This is a genomic window from Mycolicibacterium chitae, from assembly GCF_900637205.1.
GTDB lineage: Bacteria > Actinomycetota > Actinomycetes > Mycobacteriales > Mycobacteriaceae > Mycobacterium > Mycobacterium chitae.
Map to the genome: position 1 here is coordinate 191797 of NZ_LR134355.1, position 24450 is coordinate 216246.

The window sequence follows — 24450 nt, forward strand, 5'->3', positions numbered from 1 at the left end:
CATCCCTTGGGTCGGCCGCCCGAGCGCGAACTCCCCGTCGACCTCACCGGCGCAACCACCGCCGCCGCTGCACCCCCGCCCGCGCGTGCGCGTCCCGCTTGTGCCGGCACACCGCGCCGGCGGCGACGACCGCGGCCGCGTCGAATCCGGTCGGCACCGGACCTTCGGCCACCAGTGCACGCACCAGGGCCGCCTGGCGCTGCGCCAACGTGCCGTGTTCCGTCATGTCCACACCTCCCGCGCTCGCATCGTAATCGGTTGCACCCCAGCCGCTTCAGCAATCTGGTCAAGCTCGTCGAACAGCTCCACGGCCGGCGGGTAGCGGCCGTCGCGTTCCAGCATGAACGGAACGTCGACCCGCTCGCGCAGTGCTGTCACCAGGTCCAGAACCTCCCGCGGGGTCCGGGCGGTGTGGGTGTCGTGATAGAAATCGTCCCCCGCGTGGCCGCCGGCGACGTGGCTGTAGGCCACCTGTTCCACCGGTAGCCGCGCCAGTTCGCGGTGCGGGTCGCGGCCGCGGTTGCGGGCGTTGGCGTAGACGTTCGCGACGTCGAGCACCAGCAGCACCCCGCAGCGTTCCACCAATTCGGTGAGGAACTCCGATTCGGTGAGGTCGGACTCCGGCCACTCGAGGAACGACGCCACGTTCTCGACGGCCAGCGGCACCGCCAACTCGGCGCGGGTGCGCGCGATGTTGCGGGCCAGCGCGTCGAGGGCCTCGCGGGTCCGCGGCACCGGCAGCAGGTGGCCGGCCTCGATCCCGCCGGCCCGGACGAACGCGATGTGCTCGCTGACCAGCGGAGCGTCGAGCGCCTCCGCGCAGGCCGCCAGCCGCCGCACCCGCGCGGCCTGCACGGGTTCGGCCCCGCCCAGCGACAGCGCGACGCCGTGCGGGATCACCGGGACGCCGCGCGCCACCAACTCCGTCAGCGCCGGGTCCGGCCGGGCCGTGCGCCGACGGATCGGGATGGACTCGGCGATGACCTCGCAGAACCCGGGCCGGAGGTCGGCGATCACGCCGGCGATCTCGGAACGCCAGCCCAGACCCACGTCGCCGAGCGCGGGGACAGTGCGGACCGCGGTGTTCATCCGCCGCACCCGCCGCACCCTCCGCAGCCGCCGCCGCAGCCGCCCCCGCCACCGTCGCCGCCGCAGGAAGCGCCGCAACCGTCGCCGCTGGAAGACTCGCCGGCCAGTTCCACCGAACTGGAGTACTCGGAGTCCACGGCCCACAGGACCCCCGTGCCGAACAGCGCTGCCGACAACCCCACCGCCGCCGGACCGTAGGTCGCGAAGGCCGGGCGCTTGCTGGGCTCCAGGTACGCCAGGCGCTTTTTCTCGGCGGCGAGCAGCCGACGGCCGGCCCGGGTCAGCCGGTTCACGTCGAGCAGACTGGGCAGCACCCCCGCCCCGAGGCAGAGGGTGGGGATGGCCACGAACATGATCTGGGCCAGGTCGATCCCCGGCCCCGACAGCGGGGTCACGTGATACAGGCAGAACCCGATGCCCACCGCCATCACCGCGACCATGGGCGCCACACCCCGGCGCATCCGCTTGCGCTCGGCCCGGGTCCGCATCAGGCCGCGCGCGCTCAGGCGCTCTTCCAACGCGGCGAGATCGTCGCGGGAATCGGCGTAGAGTCCCGCGACGGTGTGCCCAGGATCGGCTGCTGCGCGCTCCAGCACCTGCCCGGCGAACGTATCGGCCTCGCGCCCGGCCGGCAGCGTGGCATCCACGCGCCCGCGCCGAGAGATCCGTCCGGTGGCGCGCAGCATCGCCAGCGCCGTCACCACGGGTGCGATATCCGACCTCAGATAGGCCAGTTCGGTGGCGCTGAGCGGCTCGTCCGTGGTCCGGTTGCGCGGGCTCGTGACGAAACTCCACAGCACGGCGTAGACGATTGTCGCGGCGAGTACGGCCAGGTATGCGATCACGGGGCCCGTCAGCAGCTCACCGTAGAACTCGATCATTTTCTCGATCCACATCGTTGCCACCTCCTGTGTTTGGGTCCCGTCATCGTGGCCGGGGCCGGCGGCTACCGATCACAAGTTACGAGACGCTGTCCCCCGATCGGGGGACACCGGTTTCATCCGGGTGACCGGCCGATCGCCCGATGCCGCAAAAGACCTGGTGAAAATACGTTTCTAGGTATGACCGCAGCCCTGGACACCGCGCTTCGCCCGATGGTCTCGACCGCCGCCGTGAGCCAGGGCGGATTCGGTCAGCTGCTCACCCACGGCACCTTCTACAGCGCCGGCACGCAGCTCAGCAACGTCTCGGTGGTGCTGCCGTTCCTCTGCGCGGGCCGCGGGATGGCCTGGCTGGCCGCGCTGATGTACCCCGCCTACTGCATCGGCAAGGCGGTCGGCAACGCGGCGTCGCCGTGCGTCCTGGGGTGGTCCCGCGGGCAGCGGCACCTGGTGGTCGCGGGCACGGTGGCCGCGATGGCGGTGCTGGTCGGTTTCACCGCGACGGCCGGCGCGGCGGTGCCCATCGCGTTGCTGCTCGCCTCGGCGCTGCTGGGCTTGGGCTCCGGGCTGTCCAACGTGGCGTTCAACGACATCGCCTCCAGTCGGCTCTCCGACGCGCGCCGCGGGGACCTGCTGCTCGGTCAGAGCGCGGCCGGTTCGCTGCTGGCCGCCGCGGTGACCCTGCTGGTGGTGCCGGCGCTGATCCACGGCGACGCCGCCGCCCAGGGCATGTCGCTGTTGTGGTTCGGGGCGGCGGGGTTGGTCGCCGCCGGTGTCGCGGCCCTGTTCGTCGGTCCGGTGCGGGTGCCGAATGACGTTGTGCGCCAGAGCCAGCGGGAGATCATGCGCGACGGCCTGCGCGCCGCCCGGTCCCAGCCGTGGTTCCGTCGGTACGCGCTGACCCAACTGGTGTTCGTGCCGGTCTCCCTCGGCACCACCTTCTACAGCCTGCGCGCGGCCCAGGGGCAGGACAACCTGCCCGTCCTGATCGTGGTCTCGAGCGCCGCGCTGCTCGTCGGCTCGGCGCTGTGGCGCGCGGTGTACCGCTCCTTCGGGGTGCGCGGAATGCTGCGGGGCAGCGCCGCGATGAGCATCGCCGCGGCTACCGGTTGCCTGCTGGCCGAGACGTTGGACCTGTGGTCCTCCGGCTGGGTGCTCGCCGCGGTGTTCCTGTTGGTGACGATGGCCAACCAGGCGGTCTACGCCGCGTCGATGAACTGGGTGAGCCTGCTGGCCGACAGCCGCGACCGGGCCGCGCTGATGGGCCTCGGTTCGGCGGTCATCGCGATCGCCACCTGCGTCGTCGGCGCCGTGGTCGGTGACCTCGCGCTGGACCACTTCGACCGGGCCCCGGTGCTCGTCATGCTGGTGCTGAGCCTGGCGGCACTGCTGGTCGCGCGAAATGCGCCGTCGGTCAACCGTTCCTAGCGGACGCGCGGGATCTCGGCGTTGATCAGGTTGAGCAGGGCCGGATAGCGCTTGGCCTCGGGGTGTCCCCCCGGCTTGCCGCTGCTGACCACGGCCGCCGACAAGGCCCGCTCGGGGTCGGCCCACACCGCGATGTCGACCAGGCCGGTGTGCCCGAAGGCAGCCGGGGTGTCGCGACCGAAGGGGCCGAACCGCTTGTCGCCCAACATGTATCCGGTGCCCCACCGCATCGGCATCAACCCGGTGGCGACGTCGGGGCGCAGGCGTCGGGCCTGCCGCGTCGCCGCCCGCAGGGTCTCCGGCCGCAGCACCCTGACCCCGTCGAGTTCCCCACCACGGCAAAGTATCTCGACAAACCGGGAGAGCTCGGCGGCGTTGGAGACGGTGTTCGACGACGGCACCACGCTGGTCAGGAAGTCCGCGGTGTTGCTGAACGGGATGATCTGCTGCATGGTCCCGCCGACCGCGAGCCGGAACGCGCGCGCGACCGGCGCCGGCAGCGGCTTTCCCGTCGGGTGGCTCGGCGCGACCTTCGGCACGTCGGCCTCGGCGACGCCGAAGTTGGTCCAGCGGAAGCCGAGCGGCTCCAGGATCTCCTCGGCCAGGATGTCGCGGATGCTGCGACCCGTTGCGGCCAAGACGATTTCGCGGATCAACGGCCCCCAGGTCAGGCCGTGGTAGATGTGCACCAGCCCGGGGCGGTAGATCGGTTTGAGCTGCCCGAGCATCTCGCGCGCGTAGTCGCTGTCGTTCATCCGGCGCAGATCCGGGCGCGGCCCGGTGGCGAACGGCACCCCCGCGCTGTGCGTCATGACGTGCCGGATGGTGGTGCGGTCCTTGCCGTGGCTGGTGTAGGTCGGTAGGTGGTCGCACACCCGGTCGTCGAGGGAGAACTCGCCGCGCTCGACGAGCCTGTGCACCACCGTGCTGGCGATCGCCTTGGCCGCCGAGTAGACGCAGAACGGGGTGTCGGGGGTGGCCAACACCTGCTCGGCGTCGGGCGGATCGTCGGGCGCGTTGCCCCAGCCGTGCCCGATCGCGCGGTTGAGCACGACCTTCCCGTGGTGGCGCAGGCACACCTGGATGGCGGGGTGCATGCCCGCGGTGTACCAGTGCCGGGTGGCCTGCCAGATCCGCTCGATGCTTGCCGGGTCGACGTCCGAGTGGTCCTCGGGGGCGACGCTGGTCACGGCCTCCAGGTCGGCGGGCACACGAATTCTGCCGTCGGCGGTCATCTCGATCAGCGTACGGGGCGGCGGGCGTCGAAATTGCGCCGTGGGCTGTGCGCGGCGCACCGCCACGACCCTGCGGTCAATCTCGTCGCTGCTATTCGCCCTTGAACTCCGGCGGGCGCTTCTGGAACATCGCGGTGACGCCCTCGGTCAGATCCTTCGACGGCAGGAACGCCGAGTTCCAGGCCGCCACGTAACGCAGGCTGGCCGCGACCTGGGCGGTGCGCTGCTCGTCGAGCACATCCTTGATGCCCTGCACGGTCAGGGGCGGATTGGCGGCGATCTCGGCCGCGGTGGCCCGCGCGGCGGCCAGCGTGGCCTCGGCGTCGTCGAAGACGTCATTGACCAGACCGATCTTCTCGGCCCGCTTGGCGTCGATGTCCTTGCCCGTCAGCGCCAGTTCGCGCAGGTGTCCGTCGTTGAGGATCAGCGGCAGGCGCGCGAGGCTGCCGACGTCGGCGACGATGGCCAGCTTGACCTCGCGCACCGAGAACTTCGCGTCGGCGCTGGCGTAGCGGATGTCGACGGCGCTGATCAGGTCGACGCCACCGCCGATGCACCAGCCCTGCACCGCGGCGATGATCGGGGTGCGGCAATCGGCGACCGCGGTGATGGACTGCTGCATGCCCTTCAGGTGGCGGTGGAACGCCGCGCGCGGGCCGGCCATGGCGCCCTCGGCCATCAGCGGCCCGAGGAAGTCACTGGAGGCGGCCAGATCCAGGCCGTAGCTGAAGTGCTTGCCCGAGCCCGTCAGCACGATCGCCCGCACCTGCGGGTCGGCATCGAGGGCCTCGAACGCCACCGGCAGTTCGGCCCAGAACGCCGGGCCCATCGTGTTGCCCTTGCCCGGACCGAGCAGCGTCACCTGCGCGATGTGACCGTCGATCTCGACCGAGAGGGATTCGTAGCTGTCAGCCATACCTGTCGAGGCTAATGCGGCGGCGTCAGCGCAGCCGCAGCAGCACCTCTTTGACCGGCTTTTCGGGGGCGCGTTCGCACAGCACGCTGGCCAGCATCACCAGGAACAGCGACGGGTCACCCGGTGAGGCCTTGACGATCTCGTTGACCACTTTCACCTTGTCGGTGGGGTTGAGGATCTCGAACTCCGAGCAGGTCAGGTCCGGGGACACCGGTTCGGTGGTCCGGGCCAGCTGACCCGGGGTGGTCTGCGAGCAACCGGCCAGCAGCGTCGCGGTGATCAGCGCGACGCTGCTGGCGCGGGTCAGGCGTGGCATCTTTCAGATCCAATCGGTAGCGAACGCCAGGAAGGCGTCGTTCTCGTGGGGAGCGCCGATGGTCACCCGCACGCCGTCGGTGCCGTAGGGCCGCAGCAGGAGGCGCGCCTCGGCGGCCCGCTCGACGAAGTCGGCGGTGCGTTCGGGGCCCAACGGTAGCCAGACGAAGTTGGCCTGCGAATCCGGGAACGCATAGCCGGCCGCCCGCAGCGCCGCGCTGACCCGCGCGCGCTCGGCGACCACCGCGTCCGTGCGGGCCAGCAGTTCGTCGGCGGCGTCCAGCGAGGCGATGGCCGCGGCCTGGGCCAGCGTGCTCGCCGTGAAGGGCACGTAGACCTTGCCCAGCGCGGTGATGATGTCCGGGTCGCCGACCGCGTAGCCGACGCGGGCCCCGGCCAGCCCGTAGGCCTTGGAGAAGGTCCGCAACACGATGACGTTGGGATGGTCGCGCACCAGCCCCAGGCTGTCCGGCACCAGGCCGTCGCGGATGTACTCCACGTAGGCCTCGTCGATGCAGACCAGGATGTCGCTGCGCACGGCCTCCACGAACCTCCGCAGCTCCGCCGGCGGGACCACCGTCGACGTCGGGTTGTTCGGGTTGCAGATGAAGATCAGCCGGGTCTTGTCGGTGACCGCGGCCAGCATGGCGTCCAGGTCGTGGGTGTGGTTCTTCAGCGGGACCTGCACCGGGGTGGCGCCGGCGACCCGCACCTGCAGCGGGTAGACCTCGAAGGCGCGCCAGCCGAACATCACCTCGTCGCCGATGGTCGCGGTGATCTGGATCAGCTGCTGGCACAGGCTGACCGACCCGCAGCCTGCGGCGATGTGCTCGGGCGCAAAGCCGACGTGTTTTGCCAGGTTCTCCTTGAGTTCGACGTAGCCGTTGTCCGGGTAGCGGTTCAACGTGTCGGTGGCCTCGTTGATCGCCGCGCGGACGCTGGGCAGCGGACCGTCCACCGTTTCGTTGCTGGCCAACTTGATGGCACCGGGGACCGTCTTGCCTGGCGTATAGGCAGGTAGGTCGGCCATCAAGGTGCGCAAACGGGCGGTCATTTGGCCAGCATAAGTGAGGCTGTGTACGCTGTGCCCTCGGCGGTTCCGGTACCGGAGATCGGGTCCGGTAACCTCTACGAAGTTCAAAGGAGGCGTGCCAGAGCGGCCGAATGGGACTCACTGCTAATGAGTTGTCCCCCTTACCGGGGACCGGAGGTTCAAATCCTCTCGCCTCCGCCAGACAACTACATACTCGCGCCCGTAGCTCAACGGATAGAGCATCTGACTACGGATCAGAAGGTTAGGGGTTCGAATCCCTTCGGGCGCACCATCTAGTAGGTACGACGGCTCCCACGGCACGAGCAACACGCCCGGGAGACGCTACTCTCTTGTCGTATTCAAGTCTCTTGTCGTATTCAAGCCGGGACGCCAGCGTATTCGTCCAGCATCTGGCGCACCTCTGGGTCATGGGTGTGACGTTGCAGATAGCGCTTGGCGTCTGTGTTGGCCGCGCTCCCTATGGCAGGCCGCCAGACGTGCAATCCACTTTGCGTGCGACGTTGTCAGGGGCTACGGCTGACATGCTTCCGAAGCAGTAGACGGACTCTGGCCGGAACCCGTCTCGGTGGGCTGGCGAGCATCCGCTGCGCTGCGCGAGCGGCGTCTTTCCGCTCACCGCGGCTGGTAGCCAAGGGCTCGTCCATCCGCCAGGGGGATGCACGGTAGTTGGGCTCCGACGCAACGATGTCCAGCAGCGTCTGGAGATCTTGCACGTCACGCTCGGATTCCCGCACAGTCCACGCCAGCATCTTCATCACGAACGCAGCTTCAACATCCGGGACCGGAACCTCGAATTCCAGGGAGGATCCGTCGGTGAGCCGCGCAGTGACCGCCACCGGGATTGGCGCCGAAGCGAGCGCCAAGCGCAGTCCGGGAGCTCCGTCGAAGGCTCGTTCGCCGAAGTAACGCTTGCCGGGCTTGGCTTCGGTGGGCACCAGTAGGTCGACCGCTTGCTCACCCCGGACGTAACGGTTTCCGCTGGTGTCCGTGTATCCGAGAGCGGTGAGTTGGTCGTGAAACTCCCCGGCGACAGCCACTTGCTCGTCGATCCCGGCGTCGGCGTCAGAGGTCACTCGCGGAACTCCTGGCACGTCGTAAATGTCGCGCAGCAACCGCACCATATTGCCCCCGATGACGAGGTATTTGCTACCAGTTGCGCCTGTCGAAACGTCGTAAAGCGCGCATCCCGTTGTCGTCGGCGGCCGCGGTGCACGCCACCACGACTGGCACCGGGCCACTCATCGATGCACGATCCATTCACCAAGTCGCTGCGGCGCACCGTCACCGGTATCAGCGCCCGCGCTCATGTCCTGCAGCACCACGACCGGATCCACGGTGGGGATGTCTCGGTGGCGCGCGTCATCGATCTGCTGCCACCAGGCAGCCGTGGTCCAGACCGTCGGGTCAGCCGGCACGCGCACGGTCAAAGTTGCCTCCTCGGGTGTGGATTCCACCAGGTCGAAAGCCGTGAGGTCAATCAGCTCCTCGGCGTAGACCAGGCCGGTTCTCGGCACCCGCCACGGGGACAGCACATCAGCAGCGACTTCACCGCCGCCGAGAACCTGCACAGTCAGCTCTTCTCCGAGCCTGATCGCGTTTCGGACCTGTACGGTCACCGGGTCGGTGCCGTACCAGTAGGTTTCGACTAGTCCACCGTCTGCCGGCAACACCGCCAGTTCGGCCAGGAGCTTCCGGCGTTCGTCCACGCCCATAGGCGTCGGCGGCAGCGGTTCCTTCTCGACCATCTTGGACACGGCTTGCTGGGTCACTGCGAGTGCTGCAGCTAGGTCGGTTTGACGTAGGTGCACGTCGGTGAGCACGCAGACGCGTTCGGCTGCACGACGGCGCCAGCTACGTTCGCGTGTCCAAGGGTGGGGGCCACCTACCGCGGGGGCCCGGTAGGTCCTCCCGGAGAGCACCAGTTCCCCTGTGCTGGTGACGCTGAGGTCCACGCAGGCTTCGGCCAGCAGCGCGGAGCGTGCTTCGCTGGATATTGCCTCGCAGATGACAAGAACTCGGTGGCCGGGGCGGCCTCGAATGCGGTCCAGCACGGACCCCGGCGACGATACCCGGTCGGCGAAAACGAGATCAGCAGTGACTGCACGGTCACCCTGGCGGTAAGTGAGGCTGTGGGCATCACCGGATATCACCTGGACCCCGGCATCGACCAGACTCGCGGGCACCGACACTGATTGCATGCTAGTACTCTAGCAAGATGGAAAAGTCAAACAACTAGTTCGATGAACAGTCGCAGATGGTTGTTTGACTCTCGTGTAGTAGTCGAGTAACGCAAGCGCAGTCGAGGTGTAACCCGGGCTCTGTGCGGGGGCATACCGTGACGTACATTCGGCCAGCGCAAGTTTTGTTGCCCGGCCAGGATAGCGACACTTTCAGCGCTCAGCTACGAGACGATGCACTGGACGCGGAGCCGCGACGGCAGCTACTCCCGGTCTTCTCGTCGGGGTGGGCCGTACCAGGTTGCGATCCCGCCGGCCATCGCCGACGTACAAGTGACGCTGCCGACCGATGTGCACGCGGCCGCCGAGGGCCCGAGATTCGACGCCGAACTCGGAGGCGAGATCGCCCCGTTCTCAGCCCAGGTCCTGTGCAGCGAGTGGGCCGGGGTGTTCAGGAGTTGAACACCCCGGCGAGTTCCCGATCGAGAACCTCACCGCATCCGCACGCGCCATCGCGGAGGCGGAACTGCCAGGCGGTAACGGGAAGGACCAACGCCGCGCTGATGGTCGGCCAGGCGCGTCACACTCCGGGACGGTGGCGTACCGAGCAGGTGTGGATCGGAGGCGGGAGCAGCCCGCTCAACGCGGAGTTCGTCCCGCCCCGCAACGAGCGAGTCCCGGCCGCGGTCGACGACTTGATCGCCTTCGCCGCCCGCGCTGACGTTGCGCTGCTCGCGCAGGTCGCGGTGGCCCACGCCCAATTCGAGACCATCCACCCGTTCAACGACGGCAACGGTCGCACGGGGCGGGCTCTGGTGCAGTCGATGCTGCGCAACAAGGGCATGACCCGCCAGGTGACGGTCCCCGTGTCCGCCGGGTTGCTGTCGGATACGGACGGCTACTTCGCCGCGCTCACCGCCTACCGCGACGGCGATCTCGCGCCGATCGTCGAGAGGTTCGCCCACGCCAGCGAGCGCGCGATTGTCAACGGCCGCCGGCTGATCGCCGAGCTGCGCGAGATCCGCGCGAGCTGGAATGACCGGGTCACCGCGCGGTCGGACTCGGCTGTGTGGAGAGTTGCCGACCTGTTGACCCGGCGGCCGGTCGTCAACGGTGTGCTCCTGCGTGACGAGTTGGGCATCTCCACTGATCACCCCCGCCGTCATATCGGTCCGCTCGCCGAGGCCAGGCATTGTCGTCGAGTTCACCGACCGGGCGCGTAACCGTTGCTTGGCGTGCACCTGAAATCCTGGATGCGCTGGACGATTTCGCCGAGCGGGCCGGACGGCGCGGGTGATCCCGCAGCAAGGTTTCCCTTCGGGCCAGCCGTCGAGCATGCGCTGGCCGCTGTTCATGCCGTGACCGTGCTGAGTAAGTCTGGGCGACAGGGCAATTCAGCCCAGCGAACGTCAGCTGCTGACGTTGAGCGGCAGTGCGACGAAGCCGTTGTTGCTGCTGACCGCCAGTACGTAGCGGCCATCGGCGGGCAGGGGCATTTGTATCGGGTAGAAGACGAAGCCCACCTCGCCGCCCAGGCTGGAGGGCGGGACATCGAGTTGCACGGTCTCGGTGTTGCCGGACGGGTCGGTGACCTCGAGGGCGATCTTCGGGTCGCGGTCGGTGGACTCGGGTTGCATCAACACCACCAGGGTGGCTTGCGCTGTGCGCTCCGGCCCTACCCGACAGGCGCTGATCACGCCGCCGGTGATGTTGAGCTTGTTGTCGACGACGGAGGCGGATTCGGCGAGCAGTGCGCCAGTGACTATCACCGGCTCAACATACAACTGAAATGATGTGGAGGTCGAAAGTCCTTGATGCTGCACATATTTTGTCGGGTTTGGACGAAGGCTTGCGTCTCCGCCGTGTTGTCGTCGTCGAGATGGTTAGGATCACTCCATGTCGGGGCAGGTGGGCAACTTCCAAATGGATTCACGTGGAGACCAATTCGGGAGGGTGGCCAATCGCGGGTGGCTGGCCCCGACGGCGCTGGTGGTGGCCCTGGTCGCGGCGGGGATCTCGATCTGGTCCGCCGTGCAGTCGCCGGACGGCGGATCGTCGGCCGCAACAGAGGCGTTGAGTTCCGAGGAGGCCAGGACGAAGGTCTGTTCGGCGTTCGATCTCGTGCAGCAGGCGGTCCGGGCGCAGACGAACGCTGACCTGGGGCCGGAACCGGTGGCTCGCGAAGCGGTGGCGGCGAACGCGCGGCTCGCCGCGATCGGCGGCGGCCAGTACCTGTTGCACCACCTGGATCGGGCGGCGCCGCCGGAACTCGGCGAGGCCATCCGCAGTTTCGCGAACGACCTCATCGACGTCGGCATGGCTCAGCTCGCGGGAGTGCCGAGCACCGATGCGGAGCAGACGCATCGGACGGCATACCTGGAAGCGGCCCGCCCGCAGATCACGGAGTTGTGCCGGTAGTCCGTGGACGACGCCCGCAAAAGCGCCGGGATTTCCGGCGCGAGCGACCAACGTCGGCCCTGCCAACGGCAGGCCGGATGAGCGTGATTCCCGCCCAGTAGGACGAATGTCGCGCCGCCGTTCTCAGCTTTTTGTCAGGAACTCGACGGAGTCCGTGAGTATGAATCTGGTCCGTACGGCTTTGCCTCCGAAGGCTGGGTCCGACCGCGATCTCCGCCGGAGAAATATTTGCTGTAAACGAGCATAGGCAACTTGTCTTCGTGCGCGTTCGGGTGGAACAAGCCGCGCGGGACTGTGCGAAGATTCGATACCAGAACAGCACAAACGTCTCAGTTTGGATGACTTGGTGCTCTCGGGATCCAGCCGCCCTCACGGAGGCTTGCTGGCTCCGGTGAGATGTCGCCAGTGGTGTGGCGCCGCGCACCGGTAGCCGAGCTTTTGCCTCTGCAATTAAATGCATTTGCAGTTGCAATAAATCCGAAGGTACATCGCTTCGTTACATGGCAAATTCAGGAAGTTCTCAGCTACGCTGCCATCGATCTCACAGCGCGTTCTGTGGAGCTGACTCAAATCTCAAGTTACGGGGGTTGTTTCGATGGGCTATGCCAATTACGTAGGCCGGGTTGGTGCGCTGGCCGTGGCGCTTGGTATCGGTACAGCAATCGGGAGTCCAGCGGGCGTCGCCTGGGCGGCGCCCGACAACGATAAGAACGAAACTTCTCAGAGTTCAGGCACGGGGTCCTCGGAGGGCAGCGCGAGCACTGGCGGAACATTCGCTTCCGCCGATTCGGACTCGGCCGGCTCTACCGGTAGCGGCACCAACAAGCCGAAGCAGACTGGTCTCGAGACCAAGCTCAAGGACCGCGTCGATGCGATCTCCAAAAAACTTGAGCAGCGTGCGAAGGATGCCGAGAAGCGCGCCAAGGAGCGCGCCGAGGCATTCGAAGAGCGCGCCAAGGACTTTGCTGAGCGGCTGGCGCCTTCGCTGCGCCCGAGCGGCAGCGGGAGCGCCGCCAACCCCGGAGTCGAGGTGCCTGAGCTGGATGGCAGCCTCGCTGAGGCGGCAACGGACCCTGATCCGGTCGACACCACCCCCCCGGTGGACTCGGGTGTGCCGGTCGAGCCGGTCGAGCCGGGTGCGTCCAGCGACTCCGGTGCACCGATCGAAGAAGTCCTGCCTCCGGCCGATTCCGGTCCCGAGAAGGGCGGGAACGCTGACAACGACGAGCCGTTGGTGCGCCCCGCGGCGACGGGATTGTTCAGCTCCGCCGGTGGCGCGTCGATTGACGAGATCCCGGAAGGCTTGAAGCGGGGGCTGGATGTTTTCGCCGTCGCCGTCACCACGGTTCCCGAAGCAGCGGCGATCGCCTCGATCGTCGAAGATCAGCCCCCGGTCGAGCCGGACGTGGTCTTGACCCCGGCCTCCGATGAACCCGACGCTCCTGCCGCTCCTTCGAACAACGTCGTCTTGAGCGGGCTGCTGAACGCGTTCGGCTACAGCCCCTCTGCATCAGGGGCAGACGACCAGGAAGTTCCGAACCCGACGCTCGCGTTGATCTGGGCGGCCTACCGTCGCCTCGAGGCCGTGCAGGCCAACCCCCAGGCACAATCGATCGCCGGCAGTCTTGCGACCTACACCACGGGACAGTCGGGCCCGGCGGCCCGCGTGAATCCGCTGGCAGCGTTCGGCTTGTTCACCGTTGGTCCCCTTGGGCTTTTCGGTAACGGCACGGCCGAGAATCCCAACGGCGGCATCCTGATTGGCAACGGCTACAGCTGGACCGCGGCAACTTGCGACGCCGGCACATCTTGCAAGGGCGGCAACGGCGGCTTGCTGGGCAGCGGCGGTGCCGGCTTCAACGGCGGTGCGGGTGGTTCGGCCGGGTGGTTCGGTAACGGCGGCAATGGCGGTGCCGGGGTGACCACGGTCAATAACGGGGTTGGCGGTAGCGGTGGATCTGGCGGTCTGCTGATCGGTAGCGGCGGCAATGGCGGTGCCGGCGCCGCCGGAATCTTGGGCGGCGCAGGCTATGCCGGCGGTAACGGCGGCAACGTGGGTCGACTGTCGTTGTTCGGCAACGGCGGCCGAGGTGGTGCGGGTGGCGCCGGGGCTGCCGGCGCGGACGGTGCCGGGACCGACGCCGCAGTTGCGGGCGGTACCGGCGGCGTCGGTGGTGCGGGTGGATCCGGCAGTCGGATCTTCGGCAGCGGCGGTGCCGGTGGTGTCGGCGGTATCGGCGGTGTCGGCGGTGCCGGACATGACGGCGCCCATGGCGCCCACGGCGGCCAAGGTGGAGATGGCGGCGAGGCGGGACAGGGGCAGTTCTTGTTCCTGTTCGATAGCAACGGCGCCTTCGGCGACGGCGGTGTCGGTGGTAGCGGCGGCGTTGGCGGCAGTGTCGGCGTTGGTGCAACCGGCGGTGCTGGCGGTGTCGGTGGGGCCGGCGGCGTGGGTACGGGCAGCGGACCGGGTCGCGGTGGTGGCGGCGGCGGCGGTGGTGGCGGCGCCATCGTCGAAGGCGATGTAACTGACAGCACAGCTCGAGGTGGTGCCGGCGGGGCTGGTGGCGCTGGCTCCACCACGTGGGTCGGTGGTACTGGCGGCACTGGTGGCATGGCCGAGGTGAGGGCCAGTGGCGCTGGCAGTGTGAGCGGCGGACACGCGACTGGTGGCGCGGGCGGTGCCAGCATCGACGATGGAACCGGTGGAGACGGCGGCAGGGGCATCGTTACCGCCACGGCTGCCGGTAGTTCCGCTAGCGGCGCCGCCACTGGCGGCGACGGCGGTGTCGGGATCGGTGCCGGTGGCACGGGTGGCATCGGTGGTGAAGGCCAGATCTGGGCTCACTCGCTTGCGGTCGGCAGTCAGGTGGGCAGCGCCGACAGTGTCGCCATTGGCGGCGACGGCGGTGTCGGCAGCGGTGGCGGCACCGGTGGCACCGGTGGTCGCGGGAAAATCGGAACCTACGGGACCGGCGCCGCCACAGCCGCGGGCACCTCCCGCGGCGGCGTTGGAGGTGCTGGCAACGGCGGTACGGGTGGCACCGGTGGGGAAGGCCTTGTGTCAGCTGAGAACGCAGGCTCGTTTGCCCTTGGCGAAGGAATCGGCGGCGCCGGCGGTGCTGGTCATGGTGCCGACGGTGGCACGGGCGGCATGGGCTGGGTCCAGGCCACTGGGGCTAACGGTGGGACCGCCACCGGCACGGGCACCGGCGGCAAGGGCGGCGACGGCGGCACGAACGGCGCGGACGGCAGCCTCGGCGGCGTTGGGGGCACGGGCGGCATGGGCTTGGTGCAGGGCTACAACGGGACGACGGTCAACGGCACCGCCACCGGTGGTGACGGCGGTAAGGGCGGCGTTGGCGGAATCCATGGTGCCACCGGCGGAGAAGGCGGCGAGGGCGGCCTGGGGAGCATCAAGCACGGCGTCGGATTGACCGGAACTGGTGGCCACGGTGGCGATGGTGGCGACGGCGGCACCTACCGGAACGAAGGTGCCACCGGCTCCGGCGGCAACGGTGGCGACGGCGGCGATTCGGCCAACAGCGCCGGCGCCGGGGGCGATGGCGGGGACGGTGGTGCCGGTGGTCTCGGCGCGGTCGGCGGAGATGGCGGCCAGGGTGGCGACGGTGTCGGTGGCACCGGCGCGGGCACTGCCTTCGGTGGTGACGGTGGCGATGGTGGCGACGGCGGCACCTACCGGAACGGAGGCGCCACTGGCTCCGGCGGCAGCGGTGGCAACGGCGGTACTGGTTCATTCAGTGCCAGCGGCGGTGGCACGACCTCCGGCACTGCCATCGGTGGAGATGGTGGCGACGGTGGCAACGGCGGCGTCGACGGCAACCACGGCGGCAACGGTGGGGTCGGTGGCGACGGCACCGTGACTGCCGCTGGTGCGGGCAGCAATGCCAACGGCGCGGCGACCGGTGGTGATGGTGGTGACGCCGTTGGTACCGGCACGGGCGGCGCTGGCGGTGCTGCTGATATCGAAGCCAACGGTGGCGGTGTCGTCACGGCGGCCAAGGCCGACGGCGGCGAGGGCGGCGTCGGCAACGATGGAGGCACGGGTGGCGCCGGCGGGCTGGCCCGGGTCACCGCTAGAGGTGCTGGAGCCGAGGTGACTGGCGCCGTGGCGACTGCGATTGGCGGCACCGGTGGCTTGGGCGACGCGGGTTGGGGCGGTGCCGGTGGACAAGCCTGGCTGGGTGCTCTGCCGGGCAGTGGCACGGGTCCGATCAGCAGGGCCGAGGGTACGGTTCAGGGCGGCGCCGGTGGCAAGGGAGTCAACGGTGGTAGTGGCGGTGCAGGTGGAGAGGGAGCACTCCTGGCCCGCGCTCGGGGCACCGTTGCCAGCGGCACAGTGACCGGCGGCGCCGGTGGTGACGCCACCGGCGTTGACAGCGAGGGCGGTGACGGTGGCCGCGGGAATTTGGGAACGTACACCAATAACACCGGCAACGGCTTTGCCATCGGTACCTCCACCGGGGGTCGGGGCGGTGACGCCACCGCCGGCGGCACCGGCGGCAAGGGGGGTATGGGTCATCTCACGGCCGAGACCGCTACTTCCAAGGCGTCCGGTACAGCAATCGGCGGTGACGGCGGAGCTGGCATCGGTGGCGTGGGCGGAGCCGGTGGCGAGGGCTGGATCCAGGCCACCAGCGGGTCGAGCACCGCGTCCGGCACTGGCACCGGCGGTGACGGCGGCGCAGGTTATGGCGGCACCGGCGGTGAAGGGGGATGGGGCCTCGTCCAAGCCTTTGGCGACGGCAAACTCACTAACGGTGTGGCCACCGGCGGCGATGGCGGCGATGGCGGCGTCAACGGCGTCAATGGAGCCGCGGGGGGTGACGGCGGTGCCGGCGCTCTAGGGAGTGTGAAGCACGGTCATGGCCTTACCGGAATCGGTGGCAATGGTGGGGATGGCGGTGCGGGCAGCACCAAGGTCAACGACACCGATCTGACCGGTGCGGGCGGTGACGGCGGTGCGGGCGGTGCTTCAGACAACGTCGGCGGCACCGGCGGTGACGGCGGCAACGGCACTGCCGGTCAGGAGGACGGCACCTCTGGCGTCGACGGCGCGGCCGGAACACCGGCCTGATAGGTCGGACAATGTCGGCTCCCGACGGAGCCGCGTAGAACAGTCGAAGGGGAAGGTCCCGCACACAGCTTGTTGTGCGGGACCTTCGTTCTGCGTTGACCGGCAGCCTCATGCAAGTGGGTGCGGTGCGAACCTCAGGTGATGGTGATGCCGCCGTCGACGGCGATGGTCTGCCCCACCACGTACCCCCCGGCGGGGGAGGCCAGCCACACCGCGGTCGCGGCCAACTCGGTGGGATCACCGGTGCGGCCCAGCACCACCCGCGGCATCTGCGAGTCAAGGTAGCCCGGCTTGTACTCGTCGGTCATCTCCGAGAGGAAGAAGCCCGGCGCCAGCGCGTTGACGCGAATTCCCTTGCGCCCGCCCCACTGCTGGGCCAGGTCGCGGGTCAGGCCGATGACCCCGGCCTTGGAGGCCGCATAGGCCGCCTGCGGCAGCTGGGCGGTGGTGATGCCGAGGATGCTCGAGATGTTGATGATCGAGCTTCCCGGACCCATCACGCGCCCGCAGGCCTGCGCCATCCAGTACGAACCGTTGAGGTTGACGTCGATGACGTTGCGGAACTCCTCGGGGGTCTCGCGGGTCGCGGGTACCGCGGTGCCCACTCCGGCGTTGTTGATCAGCACATCCACGCGGCCGAACTTCTCCACCGCGGCGTCCACGAGGGCCTGGCACTGCGCGGGGTCGGAGACGTCGGTGGCCACCGACAGCGCGCGCCGGCCCGTCGCCTCGACGAGTGCGGCGGTGTCGGCCAGCTTCTCCACCCGCCGGGCGCCGAGCACCACGTCGGCGCCGGCCTCGGCGAAGGCCCGGGCGAAGGACACCCCGAGGCCCGACGAGGCGCCGGTGACGATGACGACCTTGTCGTCGAGCTTGAACGAATCGAGAACACTCATTTCGGATCCCTCAATACTTGGCGGGCAATGGCGTACTTGTGCACCTCGGTCGGCCCGTCGTAGAGCCGGAAGGCACGCATGTCGGAGAAGATCATCCCAACTGGGGTTTCATCGGAGATGCCCATCCCGCCGAGGATCTGCACGCAACGGTCGGCGACCTTGAACAGCTCCTCGGACACATAGGCCTTCACCATCGAGCTCTCGTGCCGGCCCCTGGCGCCGCCGTCGAGCGTCCAGCAGGCCCACCAGATGGCCAACCGGCACTGCTGCAGCGCGATCTCGTTGTCGGCGATCATGAAGCTCACACCCTGGTGTTCGCCCAGCGGCTTGCCGAAAGCCGTTCGGGCGCGGGCGTGTTCGATCGCGATGGACTGCGCGCGGGAGGCGGCACCAAGCCAGCGCATGCAGTGCGTCAGCCGCGCCGGCGCCAACCGCAGCTGGGCGTAGCGCAGCGCCTGCCCGGGCTCACCGAGCAGCGCGGAGGCCGGCAACCGCAGGTTGTTGAACACCACGACGCCGTGGCCCTCGACGTAGTTGCGGTCCATCGTGTTCATCACGCGTTCGATCTCGATGCCCGGGGTCTGGCCGTCACACAGGAACAGCGTGGGGCCGTCCGGACCGTGCTCGTTGGGCGCCAGCCGGGCCATGATGATCCAGGTACGCGCGCCGTTGGCGCCGGTGATCAGCCACTTGCGGCCGTTGATCACGTAGTCGGTGCCGTCGAACACGGCCTCGGTGCTGAGCTGGTTGGGGTCCGACCCCGCGCCACCGGGCTCGGTCATCGCGAACACCGAGCGCTGCCGGCCGTCGATCACCGGGACCAGGAACTCCTCGACCTGGGCCTCGTTGGCGATCTTGGACAGCAGGAACATGTTGCCCTCGTCGGGTGCGGCGCAGTTCAGCGCGACGGGACCCAACGTCGACCAGCCCGCGGCCTCGAACAGCACCGCCTGCTCGACGTGCGAGGGTTCGCGACCGCCGAACCGGTTGGGCGCCTGGAAGGTCAGCAGCCCGGCCTCCCGCGCCAGCTCGACGAGCTCGGTGCGCATCTCCTCGGTGGGACCGTGGCGGGTGAGGCGAGGATCGGTCTCGTAGGGGATCACCTTCTCGGTGACGAACGCGCGGATCTCGTCGCGCAGCGCGGCCAGCTCGTCGGAAATGGTGAAGTCGATCATCGTGCTCCTTCGATCAGTTGCTGTGCGCGTTCGAACAACCGCAATGTGGCGGTGTGCAGATGGTCGCCAATCTCCTTGGGCGCCAGGCCCGCTGCCGCGCGGGCGTTGCTGCCCTCCAGGATGATGCCGAGCTTGAAGCAGGCCAGCACGGCGTACCAGTTGATGTGCGTCAGGTCGCGGGTGGTGTTGCGGGCGTACTGCTCGACGAGTTCGTCGGGGGTGCACAGTCCGGGGGCGTCCATCAGCGCCTGGCCCAACACGGTGTCCTGGCCGGGGTAGCGCCACGTCGCCAGCATCCAGCCCAGATCCAACAGCGGATCGCCGATGGTGCTCATCTCCCAGTCGACGATGGCCACCAGCTCGGGGCCGGTGCGCGAGAACATCACGTTGGCGCCGTGGTAGTCGCCGTGCATGATGCCCGGCTGCCACTGCGTCGGCCGGCGCTCCTCGAGCCAGCGGGCGACGCCGTCGACGTCACCGATCTCGGGACCGGGATAGTTCTCCAGCGCGGAGTAGGACTCGAGCTCCGACAGCCAGCGCGGCACCTGACGTTCCAGGAAGCCGTCGGGCTTGCCGTAGTCGGCCAGGCCCACCGCGACGTGGTCGACGGCACCCAGGCGCGCCAGCGCGTCGGCCATCGACAGCCCCATCGCGTGCTGGATGGCCGGGTCCGAGGCGTGCGGCTCGGGCAGGCTCTCGCCGGCGTTGAAGCCGTCGATGGGCTCCATCAGGTAGAACACCGCGTCGCCGAGCACCGACGTGTCCTCGCACACGGCGACCAGGCGGGGGTGCGGGACGTCCGTCTGAGCCAGCCCGGCCAACACCTTGGTCTCGCGCAGGATGACTTTGTTGCTGATCGGGCGCAGATGCTGTGGGCCGCGTCGGAAGACGTACGGGCGGCCCGAGCGTTCGAAGCGGAGCATGATGTTCTGCGTGCCGCCGCCGATCTCGGCGATGTTCTCCAGCGGGCCTTCACCGAGGCCCTGAGCGTCCATCCACGCGGCGATTTTGTCCTGGTCGTCCACGGTGCTCAAACCTACCGGTTGGTTGACTTGCCTTGACCGGAGGCCGTGGAACTCACTGCGCGGCGGGCTCGGCGGGAGCGGGTTCGGGTGCGGGTTCGTCGCGCCGCTTCTGCCACGGCCAGCGGCCGGTGATCTCCAGTTCCAGCGACCAGCTCAGGAAGGTCCGGATCAGCACGATGCCGGCCAGCACGCCGATGCTCTCCATGGTCGGGGTGATGGCCACGGTACGGATGATGTCCGCGGCCACCAGCAACTCGAGGCCCAGCAGGATCGCCCGGCCCAGCTGACTGCGGAACAGCCGGTAGGTGTTCGGCGTCCGGTTCAGCAACCGGCCGATGGCCACGCCCGCCGCCAGCACGGCGCCCAGGGCGATGACCGCCACCCCGACGCCGTCGATGACTTTGCCGACGGTCTCGATGGCCTCATAGAATCCCATGTCAGGCAGGCTATCGGGGTGGGCCGAATCCTGGCACAAGACGGGGCCGCCTCGGCAGGGTTCGCACCGACCCGGAACAGCGCTTTCACAGCTCGCTCATAGGATGGGCACAGGGTCAACCCATTGAACAGAGAAACACTTGACGGTCATGTCTTCCATAACAGCTGAACGTGTCGTGATGCGCCGCCCGGACGGCAGCCCGATCAACGTGCTGGTGGTCGACGACGAGACCGTGCTGGCCGAGATGGTGTCGATGGCGCTGCGCTACGAGGGCTGGTCCATCAGCACCGCCGGCGACGGCGCCGGGGCCATCGCCGCGGCCCGTACCACCCGCCCCGACGTGGTGGTGCTCGACGTGATGCTGCCGGACATGAGCGGCCTGGACGTGCTGCGCCGGCTGCGCGAGCAGAACCCGGGCCTGCCGGTGCTGCTGCTCACCGCCAAGGACGCCGTCGAGGACCGCATCGCCGGGCTGACCGCCGGCGGCGACGACTACGTGACCAAGCCGTTCAGCATCGAAGAGGTCGTGCTGCGGCTGCGCGCGTTGCTGCGCCGCACCGGGGTGACCACCGAGGACAGCGGAGCCCAGATCGTCGTCGGCGACCTGGTGCTCGACGAGGACAGCCACGACGTGACCCGCGCCGGTGAGTCGATCTCGCTGACCTCCACCGAGTTCGAACTCCTGCGCTTCATGATGCGCAACTCGAAGCGGGTGCTGTCCAAGGCGCAGATCCTGGACCGGGTCTGGAGCTACGACTTCGGGGGCCGGTCCAACATCGTCGAGCTCTACATCTCCTATCTGCGCAAGAAGATCGACAACGGCCGCGAGCCCATGATCCACACCCTGCGGGGAGCGGGGTATGTCCTCAAGCCCGCGGTCTGAGCGGGAATCCCGAGTATCCGAGCCCCCCAGCTGGCGTTCACCCAGCACGTGGTCGCTGCGCTCCAGGCTGGTCGTCGGGCAGGTCCTCCTGCTGACGCTGGCCTTCGTCGTCGTCGGCGTCGCCACCGAACTTGCGTTGCGGCAGTACCTGATGAACCAGCTGGACTCCGCGCTGCGGGACACGGCGCACCGGTCGGTGATGATGTCGGGGTTCCCGCCGCCGCCGGACTTCCCGCGCGCCGCCGGTCCCGGGCCGTCGTTCCTTGACGCGCCCGGCCAGCCCGTCGGCCTGGTCTCCGCGGTGATCCACGCCGACGGCACGATCAACGCCGGCGTGCTGACCAGCTCCGGTGAGCGCGGCGAACTCGACGACGAGGCCCTCGCCCAACTCAGCGCGGTGCCGCCGCGACGCTTCCCGGAGACGCTGGTGGTCGACGACGTGGGTCGCTACCGCGTGCTGGCCATCCCCGACCGTCGCGGCAACGTCGTGGTCACCGGACTGCCCAAGGCCGAGATCAACGACACCATGATCCGGGTGGCGGTGATCTTCGCGACGGTGGCCGCGGTGGTGCTGTTCGTCGCGTCGATCCTGGGGATCGCCATCACCCGGCGCGCGCTGACGCCGCTGAACCGGGTCGCGGCCACCGCGCGCGAGGTGGCCAACCTGCCGCTGGACCGTGGCGAGGTGACGATGCCGGTCCGGGTGCCCGATCGCAACATCCATCCCGCCACCGAGGTCGGCCAGATGGGGTCGGCGCTCAACCGGATGCTCGACCACATCTCCGCGGCACTGTCCACCCGCCAGGCCAGCGAGACCCGGGTGCGCCAGTTCGTCGCCGACGCCAGCCACGAGTTGCGCACGCCGCTGACCGCCATCCGCGGTTACGCCGAACTGGCCCAGCGGCATCGCGGCGACCTGCCCGAGGAGGTGGCCCACGCGATGGGCCGGGTGTCCTCGGAGGCCGAGCGGATGACCAACCTGGTCGAGGACCTGCTGCTGTTGGCCCGACTGGATTCCGGGCGGCCGCTGGACCGCGAACAGGTCGACCTGTCGCAGGTGGCCGTCGACGCGGTGGCCGACGCCCACGTCGCCGGACCCGACCACGGGTGGAACCTGGATCTGCCCGACGAGCCCGTGGTGGTCGTCGGCGACGGCGCCCGGCTGCATCAGGTGCTGGCCAACCTGCTGACCAACGCGCGCGTGCACACCGCGGCGGGCACCACGGTCACCGTCGCGCTGACCGACACCGCCACGCAAACTGTTGTGACCGTCCGGGATAACGGTCCCGGCATCCCGCCGGAGCTGCAGCCCGAGGTGTTCGAGCGGTTCGCGCGCGGCGACTCGTCGCGTTCCCGCAAGGGCGGCAGCACCGGGCTGGGCCTGGCGATCGTGGCTGCCGTCGTCAAAGCCCACCGCGGCAGCATCGAATTGCGCAGCGTCCCCGGGGACACGGTGTTCACGGTGCGGCTGCCGCACGCCCCCGAGACCTGAGCCAGGATCGTCGTTTCGCCCGACCGAAGGCAAGTGGAGGGTGAGACTGGGGCCATGGAACCCCAGGCACCCGCACCCAATATCGAGGCCGCCCACCGGGAGCACCGCAACACGCTGCCGTTCGCGGACACCCGGGATTTCGAGGACGCCGACCGCGGCTTCCTCGGCGCGCTCGACCCTTGCGTGATCCGCGCGGCCGACGGGCGGGTGGTGTGGGACAACGACAGCTACGCGTTCCTCGACGGCGAGGCCCCGACCACGGTGCACCCCAGTCTGTGGCGGCAAAGCCAGCTGTGCGCCAAACAGGGCCTCTACCAGGTGGTCGAGGGCATCTACCAGGTGCGCGGCCTGGACCTGTCCAACATCAGCTTCATCGAATCGGACACCGGCATCATCGTCATCGATCCGCTGGTGTGCACCGAGACGGCGGCCGCGGCGTTGGCGCTGTACCGCAAGCACCGCGGCGATCGTCGGGTGATCGCCGTCATCTACACCCACAGCCACGTCGACCATTTCGGCGGCGTGCTCGGCGTGACCAGCCAGGCCGAGGTGGACGCCGGCAAGGTCGCGGTGATAGCTCCCGCGGGCTTCACCGAGCACGCGGTGCAGGAGAACATCTATGCCGGCACCGCGATGGCGCGCCGGGCCGGCTACATGTACGGCGCGGCTCTGCCGCGCGGTCCGCAGGGTCAGGTGGGCTGCGGGCTGGGGCAGACGCCGTCGGTTGGCGAGGTCGCGCTGATCGTGCCGACCCTCGACATCACCACCACCGGCGAGACGCACAGCATCGACGGCGTCGAGATCGAGTTCCAGATGGCCCCGGGCACCGAGGCGCCGGCCGAAATGCACTTCTACTTCCCGCGATTCCGCGCGCTGTGCATGGCGGAGAACGCCACCCACAACCTGCACAACCTGTTGACGCTGCGCGGGGCCCTGGTGCGCGACCCGCACGGCTGGGCGGGCTACCTCACCGAGGCGCTGGACACCTTCGCCGACCGTGCCGACGTGGTGTTCGCCTCGCATCACTGGCCGACCTGGGGTCGCGAGCGGATCGTGGAATACCTTTCGCTGCAACGGGATCTGTACGCCTACCTGCACGACCAAACCCTGCGTCAGCTCAACCAGGGCTACACCGGGATCGAGATCGCCGAGGACTTCCAGCTGCCGCCCGCGCTGCAGCAGGCCTGGCACACCCGCGGCTACTACGGCTCGGTGAGCCACAACGTCAAGGCCGTCTACCAGCGTTACATGGGCTGGTTCGACGGGAATCCGGCTCGGTTGTGGGCGCATCCGCCGGCGGCGATCGGGCCGCGCTACGTGGCGGCCATGGGCGGCGCGGACCGCGTTGTCGAGATCGCCGAACAGGCCTTCGAGGACGGCGACTATCGTTGGGCCGCAACGCTGTTGGATCATGTCATGTTCACCGACGCCGAACACGACGAGGCCCGCAAGCTCTACGCCGCCACCCTGCAGCAGCTGGCCTACGGCGCGGAGAACGGGCCGTGGCGCAACTTCTTCCTGGCCGGGGCCACCGAACTGATCGACGGTAACTTCGGCACCCCGACCCAGTCCGGATCGCCGACGATGATGGCTCAGCTGAGCCCCGAGCAGATCTTCGACGCGCTGGCCATCAGCGTCAACGGGCCCCGGTCCTGGCATCTGGACCTGGCCTTCGACGTCACCTTCGACGACCTCGGCACCAACTACCGGCTGAGCCTGCGCAACGGCGTGCTGGTGCACCGCAAGGTGCCGGCCGCTCCGTCGAGCGTGACCGCCACGCTGAAGCTGGCGGCCAAGACCCGGTTGCTCAGCCTGGCGCTGGGGGATCAGAGCTCGCCGGGGCTCGAGATCAGCGGCGACGCCGCGGCGCTGCAGGAGTTCACCGCGGTGCTGGACGCCCCGGACCCGGCGTTCAACATCGTCACGCCGTGA

At 68.9% G+C, this 24450-nt stretch carries 22 protein-coding genes and 2 tRNA genes; 10 read left to right on the forward strand and 14 right to left on the reverse strand.

All coding sequences use genetic code 11. The features are described from left to right. Positions 1 to 43 precede the first annotated feature (43 nt). The 3 genes from EL338_RS00885 to EL338_RS00895 are packed head-to-tail and all read right to left on the reverse strand — an operon-like array spanning position 44 to position 1985. A complete protein-coding gene (locus tag EL338_RS00885) occupies positions 44 to 226 on the reverse strand; it encodes an SCO6045 C-terminal-like domain-containing protein (RefSeq protein ID WP_126332023.1) in 183 nt (60 codons plus the stop codon). Further along, complete coding sequence (locus EL338_RS00890; protein WP_126332024.1) at positions 223 to 1089, reverse strand: MbnB/TglH/ChrH family RiPP precursor modification enzyme; 867 nt, start codon at positions 1087 to 1089, stop codon at positions 223 to 225. Before EL338_RS00890 ends, EL338_RS00885 begins: the two co-directional genes overlap by 4 nt. After that, positions 1086 to 1985 (reverse strand): TIGR04222 domain-containing membrane protein, encoded by a 900-nt coding sequence (locus EL338_RS00895; protein WP_179967146.1) that lies wholly within the window; start codon positions 1983 to 1985, stop codon positions 1086 to 1088. Before EL338_RS00895 ends, EL338_RS00890 begins: the two co-directional genes overlap by 4 nt. Positions 1986 to 2150: 165 nt before the next feature. Between EL338_RS00895 and EL338_RS00900 the strand changes: the two genes are divergently transcribed. Then, on the forward strand, positions 2151 to 3398 hold the full coding sequence (locus tag EL338_RS00900) for an MFS transporter (RefSeq protein ID WP_126332025.1): 1248 nt from the start codon (positions 2151 to 2153) through the stop codon (positions 3396 to 3398). Here the strand turns inward: EL338_RS00900 and lipE are convergent. The 4 genes from lipE to hisC form a co-directional block, all read right to left on the reverse strand. Further along, positions 3395 to 4633, reverse strand: a complete 1239-nt coding sequence (gene lipE, locus EL338_RS00905; protein WP_126332026.1) for a lipase LipE — start codon at positions 4631 to 4633, stop codon at positions 3395 to 3397. The two genes, EL338_RS00900 and lipE, sit on opposite strands and share 4 nt — an antisense overlap. 91 nt (positions 4634 to 4724) lie before the next feature. After that, positions 4725 to 5549, reverse strand: a complete 825-nt coding sequence (locus EL338_RS00910; protein ID WP_126332027.1) for a crotonase/enoyl-CoA hydratase family protein — start codon at positions 5547 to 5549, stop codon at positions 4725 to 4727. 25 nt (positions 5550 to 5574) lie between these two features. Continuing rightward, complete coding sequence (locus EL338_RS00915) at positions 5575 to 5865, reverse strand: hypothetical protein (RefSeq protein ID WP_126332028.1); 291 nt, start codon at positions 5863 to 5865, stop codon at positions 5575 to 5577. A gap of 3 nt (positions 5866 to 5868) precedes the next feature. Further along, positions 5869 to 6918, reverse strand: coding sequence for a histidinol-phosphate transaminase (gene hisC / locus EL338_RS00920; protein ID WP_126332029.1), 1050 nt, complete (start codon positions 6916 to 6918; stop codon positions 5869 to 5871). 88 nt (positions 6919 to 7006) lie between these two features. On the opposite strand from hisC, the gene EL338_RS00925 reads away from it, so the two are divergent. Both EL338_RS00925 and EL338_RS00930 read left to right on the forward strand, forming a co-directional pair. Next, a tRNA-Ser gene (locus EL338_RS00925) sits at positions 7007 to 7098 on the forward strand. A 15-nt stretch (positions 7099 to 7113) separates the two neighbouring features. After that, positions 7114 to 7189 (forward strand) — tRNA-Arg (locus EL338_RS00930). A 232-nt stretch (positions 7190 to 7421) separates the two neighbouring features. Here EL338_RS00930 and EL338_RS00935 read toward each other — a convergent pair. After that, positions 7422 to 7991: a hypothetical protein gene (locus tag EL338_RS00935; protein ID WP_235666329.1), complete on the reverse strand. Its 570-nt coding sequence runs from the start codon at positions 7989 to 7991 to the stop codon at positions 7422 to 7424. A 165-nt stretch (positions 7992 to 8156) separates the two neighbouring features. Beyond that, positions 8157 to 9116 carry a hypothetical protein gene (locus EL338_RS26250; RefSeq protein WP_235666330.1) on the reverse strand — a complete coding sequence of 320 codons (960 nt, stop codon included), beginning with the start codon at positions 9114 to 9116 and terminating at the stop codon, positions 8157 to 8159. 213 nt (positions 9117 to 9329) lie between these two features. Between EL338_RS26250 and EL338_RS26360 the strand changes: the two genes are divergently transcribed. Together EL338_RS26360 and EL338_RS26365 are read left to right on the forward strand one after the other, a co-directional pair. Beyond that, positions 9330 to 9557, forward strand: coding sequence for a hypothetical protein (locus tag EL338_RS26360; protein ID WP_235666331.1), 228 nt, complete (start codon positions 9330 to 9332; stop codon positions 9555 to 9557). Between the two features lie 101 nt (positions 9558 to 9658). Further along, positions 9659 to 10318, forward strand: a complete 660-nt coding sequence (locus EL338_RS26365) for a Fic family protein (protein ID WP_235666332.1) — start codon at positions 9659 to 9661, stop codon at positions 10316 to 10318. Between the two features lie 186 nt (positions 10319 to 10504). Here the strand turns inward: EL338_RS26365 and EL338_RS00950 are convergent, their stop codons facing one another. Then, positions 10505 to 10864, reverse strand: a complete 360-nt coding sequence (locus EL338_RS00950) for a hypothetical protein (protein ID WP_126332030.1) — start codon at positions 10862 to 10864, stop codon at positions 10505 to 10507. Between the two features lie 127 nt (positions 10865 to 10991). Here EL338_RS00950 and EL338_RS00955 point away from each other — a divergent pair, with 127 nt between their 5' ends. Continuing rightward, positions 10992 to 11513, forward strand: coding sequence for a hypothetical protein (locus EL338_RS00955; RefSeq protein ID WP_235666333.1), 522 nt, complete (start codon positions 10992 to 10994; stop codon positions 11511 to 11513). Between the two features lie 595 nt (positions 11514 to 12108). Further along, on the forward strand, positions 12109 to 16611 hold the full coding sequence (locus tag EL338_RS26730) for a PE family protein (protein WP_163791964.1): 4503 nt from the start codon (positions 12109 to 12111) through the stop codon (positions 16609 to 16611). A 134-nt stretch (positions 16612 to 16745) separates the two neighbouring features. On the opposite strand, the gene EL338_RS00985 is transcribed toward EL338_RS26730, so the two are convergent. The 4 genes from EL338_RS00985 to EL338_RS01000 all read right to left on the reverse strand — a co-directional run bounded on the left by EL338_RS00985 (position 16746) and on the right by EL338_RS01000 (position 20143). Continuing rightward, positions 16746 to 17507: an SDR family NAD(P)-dependent oxidoreductase gene (locus EL338_RS00985; RefSeq protein ID WP_126332032.1), complete on the reverse strand. Its 762-nt coding sequence runs from the start codon at positions 17505 to 17507 to the stop codon at positions 16746 to 16748. Then, positions 17504 to 18682, reverse strand: coding sequence for an acyl-CoA dehydrogenase family protein (locus EL338_RS00990; protein WP_126332033.1), 1179 nt, complete (start codon positions 18680 to 18682; stop codon positions 17504 to 17506). The genes EL338_RS00985 and EL338_RS00990 overlap by 4 nt, the downstream gene beginning before the upstream one ends. Further along, positions 18679 to 19677, reverse strand: a complete 999-nt coding sequence (locus EL338_RS00995) for a phosphotransferase family protein (protein WP_126336607.1) — start codon at positions 19675 to 19677, stop codon at positions 18679 to 18681. Before EL338_RS00995 ends, EL338_RS00990 begins: the two co-directional genes overlap by 4 nt. Before the next feature lie 82 nt (positions 19678 to 19759). After that, positions 19760 to 20143 (reverse strand): DUF1622 domain-containing protein, encoded by a 384-nt coding sequence (locus EL338_RS01000; RefSeq protein ID WP_126332034.1) that lies wholly within the window; start codon positions 20141 to 20143, stop codon positions 19760 to 19762. Between the two features lie 178 nt (positions 20144 to 20321). Between EL338_RS01000 and EL338_RS01005 the strand changes: the two genes are divergently transcribed. Genes EL338_RS01005 through EL338_RS01015 form a run of 3 tightly spaced genes read left to right on the forward strand, consistent with a single transcriptional unit; the run spans position 20322 to position 24450 of the window. Then, the gene (locus EL338_RS01005) at positions 20322 to 21026 is read left to right on the forward strand and encodes a response regulator transcription factor (protein WP_126336608.1); all 705 of its coding nucleotides are present in this window, start codon (positions 20322 to 20324) and stop codon (positions 21024 to 21026) included. After that, on the forward strand, positions 21004 to 22518 hold the full coding sequence (locus EL338_RS01010; RefSeq protein ID WP_126332035.1) for a sensor histidine kinase: 1515 nt from the start codon (positions 21004 to 21006) through the stop codon (positions 22516 to 22518). The genes EL338_RS01005 and EL338_RS01010 overlap by 23 nt, the downstream gene beginning before the upstream one ends. Positions 22519 to 22572: 54 nt before the next feature. Further along, positions 22573 to 24450 carry an alkyl/aryl-sulfatase gene (locus tag EL338_RS01015; protein WP_126332036.1) on the forward strand — a complete coding sequence of 626 codons (1878 nt, stop codon included), beginning with the start codon at positions 22573 to 22575 and terminating at the stop codon, positions 24448 to 24450.